Origin of the sequence: Roseisolibacter sp. H3M3-2 (assembly GCF_029211165.1) — a bacterium.
Classification (GTDB): domain Bacteria; phylum Gemmatimonadota; class Gemmatimonadetes; order Gemmatimonadales; family Gemmatimonadaceae; genus Roseisolibacter.
The window spans coordinates 1-9,560 of the sequence record NZ_JARGEK010000174.1 but is presented as its reverse complement, the minus strand read 5'-3'; the positions used below and the strand labels follow the sequence as shown (position 1 = coordinate 9,560).

The 9,560-nt window shown below is 76.1% G+C and carries 11 protein-coding genes; 8 read left to right on the top strand and 3 right to left on the bottom strand.

Annotation, left to right across the window (positions count from 1 at the left end):
* A partial coding sequence (locus tag PYV61_RS14635; protein WP_275832804.1) for a YtxH domain-containing protein occupies positions 1–342 on the top strand: 342 nt, incomplete at its 5' end.
* A gap of 64 nt (positions 343–406) precedes the next feature.
* On the opposite strand, the gene PYV61_RS14630 is transcribed toward PYV61_RS14635, so the two are convergent.
* On the bottom strand, positions 407–1,171 hold the full coding sequence (locus PYV61_RS14630) for a hypothetical protein (protein ID WP_275832802.1): 765 nt from the start codon (positions 1,169–1,171) through the stop codon (positions 407–409).
* 68 nt (positions 1,172–1,239) lie between these two features.
* Here PYV61_RS14630 and PYV61_RS14625 point away from each other — a divergent pair, with 68 nt between their 5' ends.
* The 6 genes from PYV61_RS14625 to PYV61_RS14600 all read left to right on the top strand — a co-directional run bounded on the left by PYV61_RS14625 (position 1,240) and on the right by PYV61_RS14600 (position 5,967).
* Positions 1,240–2,580, top strand: coding sequence for a thymidine phosphorylase (locus tag PYV61_RS14625; RefSeq protein ID WP_275832800.1), 1,341 nt, complete (start codon positions 1,240–1,242; stop codon positions 2,578–2,580).
* A 77-nt stretch (positions 2,581–2,657) separates the two neighbouring features.
* Positions 2,658–3,089, top strand: coding sequence for a ferritin-like domain-containing protein (locus tag PYV61_RS14620; RefSeq protein WP_275832798.1), 432 nt, complete (start codon positions 2,658–2,660; stop codon positions 3,087–3,089).
* A 106-nt stretch (positions 3,090–3,195) separates the two neighbouring features.
* Positions 3,196–3,471 (top strand): hypothetical protein, encoded by a 276-nt coding sequence (locus PYV61_RS14615; RefSeq protein ID WP_275832796.1) that lies wholly within the window; start codon positions 3,196–3,198, stop codon positions 3,469–3,471.
* A 195-nt stretch (positions 3,472–3,666) separates the two neighbouring features.
* Positions 3,667–4,275 (top strand): DinB family protein, encoded by a 609-nt coding sequence (locus tag PYV61_RS14610; protein WP_275832794.1) that lies wholly within the window; start codon positions 3,667–3,669, stop codon positions 4,273–4,275.
* Positions 4,276–4,330: 55 nt separating this feature from the next.
* On the top strand, positions 4,331–5,542 hold the full coding sequence (locus tag PYV61_RS14605; RefSeq protein ID WP_275832792.1) for a D-Ala-D-Ala carboxypeptidase family metallohydrolase: 1,212 nt from the start codon (positions 4,331–4,333) through the stop codon (positions 5,540–5,542).
* Positions 5,539–5,967: a hypothetical protein gene (locus PYV61_RS14600; protein ID WP_275832789.1), complete on the top strand. Its 429-nt coding sequence runs from the start codon at positions 5,539–5,541 to the stop codon at positions 5,965–5,967. Before PYV61_RS14605 ends, PYV61_RS14600 begins: the two co-directional genes overlap by 4 nt.
* 67 nt (positions 5,968–6,034) lie before the next feature.
* Here PYV61_RS14600 and PYV61_RS14595 read toward each other — a convergent pair whose 3' ends face one another.
* Both PYV61_RS14595 and PYV61_RS14590 read right to left on the bottom strand, forming a co-directional pair.
* Positions 6,035–6,373, bottom strand: coding sequence for a PadR family transcriptional regulator (locus PYV61_RS14595; protein WP_275832787.1), 339 nt, complete (start codon positions 6,371–6,373; stop codon positions 6,035–6,037).
* An 8-nt stretch (positions 6,374–6,381) separates the two neighbouring features.
* On the bottom strand, positions 6,382–9,027 hold the full coding sequence (locus tag PYV61_RS14590; protein WP_275832784.1) for an ADOP family duplicated permease: 2,646 nt from the start codon (positions 9,025–9,027) through the stop codon (positions 6,382–6,384).
* Between the two features lie 105 nt (positions 9,028–9,132).
* Between PYV61_RS14590 and PYV61_RS14585 the strand changes: the two genes are divergently transcribed.
* A partial coding sequence (locus tag PYV61_RS14585; protein WP_275832782.1) for a hypothetical protein occupies positions 9,133–9,560 on the top strand: 428 nt, incomplete at its 3' end.

Here is a 9,560-nt window from a genome sequence, read left to right as displayed (position 1 = left end):
CTTGCCCCCGACGATCGCCCCCGCGCCGGCGGCACCGACTGGCGCGGCCTCGGCACCTTCGCCGTCGGCGTCGCGGTCGGCGCGCTCCTCGGCGCCGGGACCGCCCTCCTCATGGCGCCGGCCAGCGGCTACGAGACCCGCGTCCGCCTCGCCCGGCGCGCCCGCCACGTCGGCGACCAGGTGGTCGACCGCGTCGACGACTGGGGCGACGCCGTGCGGCGCGGCGCGCGCCACACCCGCACCCGCCTCGATCGCTCCCTCGTCCGCAGCCGCTGGGCCGCCGAGGACGCCTGGGACCGCCGGTGGCGGGAGGCCAAGCGGCGGGCGCGCGCCGAAGCCTGAGAGGCGCTGCGGGCTGCGGGCTGCGGATTCGGAAACCCGCGGCCCGCAGCCCGCAGCGTCCCACTCAGAGCCGCTTGGCCAGCGCCTCCGCCTGCCGCTTGTACTTCGCGTCGTTCGCCTCGGCCGCCGGCGCCTTCAGCACGAAGTCGACCTGCTCGCGCGCCTTCGCCGTGTTCTTCCGGTCGGCGTAGATCTCCGCGAGGTCGACCCGGTGCACCAGCTTGTCCGGCTCGACGGCCACCGCCTGCTCCAGGTAGCGCTGCGCCTCGTCCCAGCTCGCGGAGTCGAAGACCTTCCCGCCGAGGAAGTTCTTGGCCATGAAGCGCGTCACGCCGCTGAGGCGCATGATCTCGGCGTTCCACATCCCCATCACGTGCAGCGCGCCGGGGTGCCGCGGGTCGATCCGGAGCGCCTCCAGCGCGTGCGTGCGCACGTCGGCGGCGTACTTCACGCGCTCGCGCGAGCCGACCGACTGCGCCGTGCGCCCGAGCGCGCGGGCGAGGGCGAAGTGCCCCTCGGCGTGCCCCGGGTTGGCCTCGACGGCGCGGCGCGCGTACTGCTCGCCGCTCTTGTAGAGCGCCGTCCGGCGGGCCGCGTCGGGGGCCGCCTCGCCGGCGTCGATCGCGGCCGCCGACGCCTTGTGCAGCGCCTCGTAGTTGCGCGCGTCGGCCGACAGCGCCGCCTCGTAGTGCCGCAGCGCCGACGCCGGGTTCCCCGCGCGCTCGCGGTCCCCGATCGCGACGTGCTCGGCGGGGGCCTGGGCGCGCGCCGCGGGGGCGAGCGAGGCGACGCCGAGCAGCGCGGCGGCGGCCAGCGAACGAAGCGTCATCCTGCTACTCCGGGGAAGCCGTGGGTAAGTTGGGGCCGGTCTCCCACTGCTACACCGACCACCGAACAATGATCGTCCTCCCCCTGATCGAGCGGAAGCGCGACGGCGGCCGGCTCGCCCCCGACGAGTGGCGCGCGCTCGCCGAGGCGTACGCCGCGGGCGCGGTGCCGGACTACCAGATGGCCGCGCTGCTCATGGCCATCTACTTCCGGGGGCTCGACCGCGAGGAGATCGGCGCGCTGACCGACGCGATGCTGCGCAGCGGCGCCGCGCTCGACCTGTCGCACCTGCGCGTCGGCCGCGTCGACAAGCACTCCACCGGCGGCGTCGGCGACAAGGTGTCGCTCGTGCTGGCGCCGATCGTCGCCGCGCTCGGCGTCGCGGTGCCGATGATGTCGGGGCGCGGCCTCGGGCACACCGGCGGCACGCTCGACAAGCTGGAGTCGATCCCCGGCTTCCGCACCGACCTCTCGCTCGCCGACGCGGCGCGGCAGGTCGAGGCGCTCGGCTGCGCGCTCATCGGGCAGACGGGGGAGATCGCGCCGGCCGACCGCCGCATGTACGCCCTGCGCGACGTGACCGGCACCGTCGAGGCGATCCCGCTCATCGCCGCCAGCATCATGAGCAAGAAGCTCGCGGAGGGGCTGACGGGGCTCGTGCTCGACGTGAAGCGCGGCTCGGGCGCGTTCCTGCCGGAGCTCGACCGCGGGCTGGAGCTGGCGCGCACGATGATCGCCCTCGGCGCCGACCACGGGTGCCCCACCGTCGCGCTGATCACCGCGATGGACCGGCCGCTCGGCCGCGCCTGCGGCAACGCGCTCGAGGTCGAGGAGTCGGTGCTGGCGCTGCGCGGCGAGGGGCCCGACGACCTCATGACGGTCACCTACGCGCTCGGCGCCGAGATGCTGCTGCTCGGCGGGGCCTGCGACACGCGCGAGGCCGCACACGCCGCGATGCGCGCGGTCGTCGCCGACGGGCGCGCCGCCGCGAAGCTCGCCGAGATCGTAGAGGCGCAGGGGGGGAACCCGGGCGTCGTCGAGGACCCCGCGGTGCTGCCGCAGGCGCCGGTCACGCGGGTCTGGCGCGCCCCGCGCGCCGGAGTGGTGGCGCGCATCGAGCCGCGGGCCGTCGGGCGCGGGATCATCGACCTCGGGGGCGGGCGGCGCACGGTGGCCGACGCCGTCGACCCGGCGGTCGGCTTCGTCATCACCGCGCGTCCCGGCGACCGCGTCGCGGCGGGGGCGCCGCTCGCCACCATCCACGCCCGCGACGAGGCCGGCGTCGAGGCGGGGCGGGCGGCGCTGGAGGCGGCGGTGCGGATCGCCGACGAGGCGCCGCCGCCGCTCCCGCTGGTCTCGCACCGCGTGACCGCGTCCGGCGTAGAGGTACTGTCCCCCGACCCCGCGTGACCCGCGCGGGTTCGCTCCTTGCGACGTCCGGCGCCGCGCGCCGCCGGCGCGCCCCGACCCGACACCCGACCCAGGCAATGGCCGACATTTCCCGCGACCAGCTCATCGCGCTGCTCAACGAGGACCTCGCGCGCGAGTACCAGGCGGTGATCCAGTACCGCACGTACGCCAGCGCCGTCCCCGGCAAGTACCGGCAGGAGCTGCGCGAGTTCTTCACCGCCGAGATCGCGGACGAGCTGGGGCACGCCCAGATCCTCGCCGACAAGATCGTCGCCATGGGCGGGAAGCCCGAGACGGTCCCGGCGAAGGTGAAGTACACGGAGGACCCGCGCGAGATGCTGCAGAACGCGCTGAAGGACGAGGAGGAGACCGTCGACCGCTACGTCGCCCGCCGCGACCAGGCCGAGTCGTGCGGCGAGTACGGGCTGGCGGTGGACTTCGACGACCTGATCGCCGACGAGACCCGCCACCGCGACGAGCTGCGGATGATGCTCAAGCGCTGGGACTGACCCCGGCGCGGAACCGGCGGCTCCCCGGGCCCCTTGGTCCGCGGGGGCCGTCCGCCCATCTTTCCCGCCCGTTCCCGTCCCCCGCACCCCCGAGACTCGTCCGCCCATGCCGTCCCCGCGCCTCTCCCCGAAGATCGCCGGCCTGCTCGCGCTGCAGATGATGGTCGTCATCCTCGGCATCGTGGCGGTGCTCGCGTTCGTGCTGTACAACACGCGGCCCAACCACCCCGGGATGACCGGCGGCATCGACACGATCAACACGACGATCACGTGGATCGCGTTCATCGGCGTGTGCACGGCGCTCGGCTACATCCACTTCAACTTCTCGCGCCAGCTGCGCAGCGAGTCGCGCGGCGAGCGCCGCGGCGTCGAGTCGTGGTGAGCCGCGCGCGCTGACGCCTCCGCGCGTCGGCCGCGGCGGGGCGGGGGCGGCGTTCCCACGGGGACGCCGCCCCCTTGCACGTTCGTGACGTTCGCGGGCGTCACCGGGCAAACCATCGTGGGGTAGGGCGTGTCAGAGTCGGTGCGGGACACGACGTCCCGCCCAGCACCGCCGTTCCGACGCGCCGAGGGTCCCATGGGGTACGCCGCCCGCGACATCGCCGACAACCTGCGCTACGCCGCGCCGCCCGCGCTCCCGGGGCGCCGCGCGGGCGGGGCGGCGTCCGACGTCGTCGGCCGCCTCGAGTCCGACCGCGAGGTGCGGCGCGAGGCGGTGGCCGCGCTCCCGGGCGTGCGCGGGGCCGCCCGCGGGCCGGCCGGCCGCTGGAGCGCCGCCGAGGTGGTCGAGCACCTGGCGCTCACCGAGTGGGCGGTGGTGGAGTTCGTGCGCGGCACGCTGCTCACCTGGCCGCGCCACGACCCGGCGATCGCGTTGCCCACGGACCACGAGGTGTTGCGCGCGTCCGCCGATCGGGCGGTGCGCCTCGACGCCCCGGAGCGCCTGCGCCCGGTCGGCGACGGCGCGCGCCCGGCGGCCCTGTGCGCCGGGCTGGAGGCGGCCCGCGACACGGCCATCGCCCTGGCGGTGGCCCACGGCGACGCGCTGCGCACGCGCACGGCCCCGCACCCGCACTTCGGCCTCCTCGATGGGGCCCAGTGGCTCCTCTTCCTGGCCGGGCACGCGGAGCGGCACGCGGTCCAGCTGCACGAGCTGGCGGCCCGGCGCCGTCCGGCCGCCGCCTGACGGGCACGGAACGCGCACTCCCCCCCGCCGGACCCCGGCGGGAGGGACACGCGGAGTGAGGCAGGAAGCGTCGGCGCGCATCGAGGACAGGATCGAGGACGCGGCCCACCACGCCGCCGAGGAGCTGGCGGAGCTGGCCGCGCTCGTCGAGCGCGCGCTGCAGCTCCCGGAGCCGGCCGCGAGCTGGTGGCACCGCCCCAGCGTCGGCCCGCGCGGCGAGCGGTGGCTGGAGGCGGCCTCGTCGCTCGTGCTGCTGGTGCTGGCGTCGGCCTGGGCCTGGAGCCTGGTGGTCGAGCGCGGGCGGGACCTGGCGGCCGGCGGCGAGGTCGACCGGGCGGTCACCCCGACCACGCGCGCGGTCACCGCCGCGCTGACCCGCACCGACGCCCCCTCCACGGCCTTCCTCACCGACGCCGCCCTCCGCGCCCTGGGCGAGTACCGCGGGCAGAGCGGGAAGCTGCGGCTGGTGCAGCAGGCGCCGGGCGACTCGCTGCACGCCGAGCTCCCGGCCGGCACCGCGGTGGACGTCGCCCCCGCCGACGCCCGGACCGGGCTCGGGCGGCTGGCGGTGCGCGTCGGGACGGCGCTGCAGCCGGTGAGCGACCTCCGGGTCGTGCGCCTCACCCCGCTCAGCGAGCGGCGCGGCGGGCGGATCGGGCGGTACTTCGTCGGCACCTGGCCGACCGAGCGCGGGCGCGCCCGCGGCGGGCTGGCGGCCGACGCGAACTACGCCCCGCCGCGCGGGCTGATCCAGGTCACGCGCGAGAACCAGGACACGCCGCTGTCCGAGCACTTCCGGCTACGCCACTTCCTGACGCACGACCAGCGCGACGTGTGGCCGAAGTACGTCGTCGTGCAGCCGCGGCTCCTCGACAAGCTGGAGCTGGTGCTCGCCGACCTGGAGTCGCGCGGCATCCCGGCGCGCGGCGTCTACGTGATGAGCGGCTTCCGCACGCCGCAGTACAACGCCGGCGGCGGCAACACGGCCGGGCGCGCGAGCCTGAGCCGGCACATGTACGGCGACGCGGCCGACGTCTGGATCGACAACGACGGCGACGGGCGGATGGACGACCTGAACCGCGACGGGCGCGTGGACATGCGCGACTCGCAGGTGATGGCCGCCGCCGTCGACCGCGTCGAGCGGGCGCACCCCGACCTCGTCGGCGGCGTCGGCATCTACCCCACCGGGCCGGGGCACGGGCCCTTCACGCACATCGATGCCCGCGGCTACCGCGCGCGGTGGACGGGCGGGCCAGGAGGCGGATGACGCACCCGCGCAACACGACGGACCCAGACCAGTCGGCGCCCCTCGGGGCCGCCCCGGTGGCCGACGGCGGCCCGCACCGCCGCGCCGGCACCGACCCGCTGTTCAACGTGCGCGGCGCCGACCTCGAGCCGTACGTCGGGCTGCGCTACCTCTCCAAGCTCTTCCGCCTCATCGCGCTCGTCCTCGTGCTGCTGCTCGTCGCCGAGGCGATCACGGGGCTCACGCAGCAGGGGCTCGACGCGATCCCGACCCTCGTCGCCGAGGCGAGCCGCCTGATCGTCCTCGCCGGCCTGCTCTGGGGCGCGGGCGACCTGGCGCTCGTCCTCATCGACGTGGGGCACGACGTGCGCGCGACGCGGATCCTGGTGGGACGACAGACGGCGCACCTGCTGCACGGCGACCATTCGTCGGACCGGCCGTCGTAGGAGCCTGCGACCTGCGACCTGCGACCGGGTGCTCTCGCAGGTCGCAGGTCGCAGGTCACAGGACGGTTCAGCGCCCCGCCAGCGCGAGGAGCCCCGACAGCTCCACCCCCGCCCACAGACGCTCCCGCATCGCCCGCGTGTCCGCCAGCGCGCGCGCGCCCTCGGGCGTGACCGCGAACAGCCGCCGCGAGGCGCCGTCGAGGCGCGCGCGGTCGGAGCGCAGGAGCCCCTTCGCCTCCAGCCGGTCGAGCGTCGCGTAGACGGCGCCGATCGCCAGGTCGCGGCCGGTCGCGCGCTCGATCTCGCGGCGGACCTGCATCCCGAACCCCTCGTCGCGGCTGCGCAGCACCGCCACGACGATCTGCTCCTCCAGCACGCCGAGCGGCGCGTACGGGGACGTCGGCATGGGCGCGCTCACTGCTCGCGGAGCACGACCGACGGGTTGAGCATCCCGGCGCGCCACGCCGGCACCAGCGCCGCCGCGAGCCCGATGAGCAGCAGCGCCGCGCCGGCCGCCGCGAACGCCACCGGGTCGAGCGTGCCGACGCGGAAGAGGAAGCTCTCCAGCAGCCGCGCCAGCACCGCCGTCCCGGCGAGGCCGATGACGACGCCGCCGCCCACCAGCGCCGCGCCCTGCGCCACGATGCTCCCGATCACGCGGCGCGGCAGCAGCCCGAGCGTGACCTTGATCGCCCAGTCGCGCTTCCGCCGCGCCGCGAAGTGCGCGATCACGCCGTAGATCCCGACCGCGCCGAGCACCAGCGCGAGCGACGACAGCAGCGCCAGCAGCGCCATGATCTGCCGCGCCGGCCCGACCGCCGTGTCGAGCACGCGGCGCATCGTCGTCGTCCCCTGCACGGCGAACTCCGGCGCCACCCGCGAGACGGTGCCGCGCGCGGCGTCCAGCACGCCCGCAGCCGCCGCCTCGCTCCCCGCGTTCAGCACCAGCGACGCCGACGCGCCGAAGATCGGCGCCTGCCCCGCGAGGTAGTACACGGCCGCCGCGTCCTCGTCGGTCAGCCCGGCCTCGGCGACGTCCGAGACCACGCCGACGATGCGCTGCGGCGCGTTGAAGCCGCCCGTCAGCCGGCGCCCGATCGCGGTCTCCTTCGGGAAGTGCTTGCGGACGAACGCCTCGTTCACGAGCACCGACATCTCGACGTTCGCCGTGTCGGCGGGGCCGAAGAGGCGGTCCGAGTTGTCGAACGTGCGCCCCTCGCGGAGCCGCATCCCCATCGTCTCGAAGTACGTCGGCGTGACGATGCGGAAGTACGTGTTGGTGCCCGGGCCGTCGGCGTCGCGCCCCTCGACCCGGATGCCGAAGCTGTCGCCGGAGCCGCGCAGCGGGAGCTTCATCGCCACCCCCACCGACCGCACACCCGGCAGCGCGCCGAGCGCGCGCGCGATCTCGTCGAGCGTCTGGCGGCGCTCCGCGCTCGGCAGGCTGCGGCTCGACATCACGTCGACCACCGCCAGCCCCTCGGTGCGCACGCCCGGGTCGATGGCGTAGAGGTTCGACACGCTGCGCACCAGCAGCGCCGCGCCCGAGGCGATCAGCATCGCCAGCGCGACCTCGGTGACGACCAGCGCGCCCTCCATCCGCCCGCCGCGCCCCTGGATCCCGCCGGTGCGCGCGCTCCCGATCTTGGCGCGCAGGTCGCCGCGCCACAGCGAGACCGTCGGCACCAGCACGACCAGCAGCACCGCGCCGACCGCGAGCGCCAGCGCCGCCGCGAACATGGTCCAGTCGAAGCGCGCGCTCTCCGACCACGCGCCGAGCGGCAGCGCGCCCGCCAGCAGGCGGAACCCGCCCGCCGCCAGCGCGCCGCCCGCCACCGCCGCCAGCACGCCGACGAGCAGCGCCTCCACCACCAGCTGCTGCGTCAGCCGCCCGCGGTTCGCGCCGAGCGCCGAGCGCACCGCCAGCTCCGCGGTCCGCCCCTCGACCTGCCCGAGCATCAGCGCCGCGACGTTGGCGCACGCGATCAGCAGGATCAGCCCCATCGCCGTCAGCGTCGCCAGCAGCGCCGGGCGCATGGAGCCGAGCAGCTCCTCGCGCAGCGGGGTCACCGCGGGCTCCTTGGTCTTGTCGCCCGCCTCGCTGTACTCGAAGCGGTCGCCGAGCATCTTGGCGAGGCCCGCGAGCTGCGGCCGCATCGCCTCCACGCTCACGCCGGGCGCGGTGCGGCCGGTGAGCGCGTAGCTGCCGTTGCGCCCCTGCGGGTTGAGCGGGCGCGCGTGCCAGAGCCGCACCGCCGGGTCGGGGAACCAGAAGCCGCGCGGCATCACGCCGATCACCGTGCGGGGCTCGCCGTCGAGCGTCAGCCGCTGGCCGACGACGGATTGCTGCCCGCCCAGCTCCTGCCACAGCCCGTAGCTCAGCACGACCACCGGCTCCGCGCCCTGCGCGTCGTCCCCCTCGCGGAAGCCGCGGCCGAGCATCGGGCGGGCGCCCAGCACGTCGAACAGCTCCCACGACGTCTGCCGCGCCGCGACGAGCCGCGTCGGCCCCTCGCCGTCGCGCAGGATCACGTCGCTCGGCCGGTGCGCCGCGACCTGCCGGAAGCCGGGGATGCGGCCGCGCAGGAAGAGGAACTCCTCCTCCGTCCACCAGCCGGTCATCCACAGCGTCCCGACCTCGCCGGCGTGCGCGTAGGGCAGGGGGTCGAGGAGGAGCGGGCGCGCGAGGCCGAAGACCGCGGCCGATCCGCCGATCCCCAGCGCCAGCGTGAGGACGGCGAGCAGCGTGTAGAGCGGACGGTTCCGCAGGCGGCGGGCGGCGAAGCGCGCGTCCGTGATCCAGCTCTTGAGCATGGGCCCTCCGGGCCGGTAGGCGTTCGCGCGCGGCTCGAAACCGGTCCAGCCGCGCCACCAGGTCCATCCGAGCAGCGCCGGCGCGGAGCCGAGCGCCTGCCGCCACGCCCACCGCCGCGCCGCCCGCTCCCCGTCGGCGGCGGCGATCGCGCCGAACTCCGCGGACAGGTCCACCAGCACCTCGTCGCGCTCGGCGCGCGGGAGCAGCGCGCGCAGCAGGAGGTGCGGGCCTCGGGGGATGAGCATCTCTACTTTGTAGAAAGGGCGGGCGCGGCGTCGGGAGGATCGTGGACTTGGACACGCCTACGGTGCCGATGGTTTGTGCGTTTCGCAACTACGTATGTTTTGGCCATGCCTCCCGTCGCGCTCGCCGTCGCCGCCCTGCTGGCCGCCAGCCAGCCCCCGCTCCGCTGGAGCACCCTCGCCGCCGAACCGGGCGTCGACTCCGCGCAGCGCGCCTGGGTGGAGGCCCACCTCCCGCCCGCCGAGCGCGACGAGCTGGCGGCGCTGGTCGGCGCCCTCTCGACCCCCTCGGCGGCGCAGCTGCTCGCGTCGTACCTGCACGCCGACGGCAGCGTCCACGTCCCGTTCACCCCCGCGCGCGCGCTGGCCGACAGCTTCGCGGTGCGCCCGCCCGAGGGGGCGGCCGGCGCGATGCGCGTCGCCTACCTCGCCGCCCGGCTGCGCGTGGGCACGCTGGACGGGTGGGAGCGGCTGGGCGTGTGGGCGCGCGGCTTCGGCGGCCCGCCGCCGGTGGCGACGGCGGCCGCGCACCGCCC

Excerpts from the sequence above, each read along its gene's own strand:
- PYV61_RS14630 (WP_275832802.1), bottom strand. The coding sequence starts at position 1,171 with ATGACGCTTCGTTCGCTGGCCGCCGCCGCGCTGCTCGGCGTCGCCTCG.
- PYV61_RS14595 (WP_275832787.1), bottom strand. The coding sequence starts at position 6,373 with ATGCCGACGTCCCCGTACGCGCCGCTCGGCGTGCTGGAGGAGCAGATC.
- PYV61_RS14620 (WP_275832798.1), top strand. The coding sequence starts at position 2,658 with ATGGCCGACATTTCCCGCGACCAGCTCATCGCGCTGCTCAACGAGGAC.
- PYV61_RS14590 (WP_275832784.1), bottom strand. The coding sequence starts at position 9,027 with ATGCTCATCCCCCGAGGCCCGCACCTCCTGCTGCGCGCGCTGCTCCCG.
- PYV61_RS14625 (WP_275832800.1), top strand. The coding sequence starts at position 1,240 with ATGATCGTCCTCCCCCTGATCGAGCGGAAGCGCGACGGCGGCCGGCTC.
- PYV61_RS14615 (WP_275832796.1), top strand. The coding sequence starts at position 3,196 with ATGCCGTCCCCGCGCCTCTCCCCGAAGATCGCCGGCCTGCTCGCGCTG.
- PYV61_RS14610 (WP_275832794.1), top strand. The coding sequence starts at position 3,667 with ATGGGGTACGCCGCCCGCGACATCGCCGACAACCTGCGCTACGCCGCG.
- PYV61_RS14600 (WP_275832789.1), top strand. The coding sequence starts at position 5,539 with ATGACGCACCCGCGCAACACGACGGACCCAGACCAGTCGGCGCCCCTC.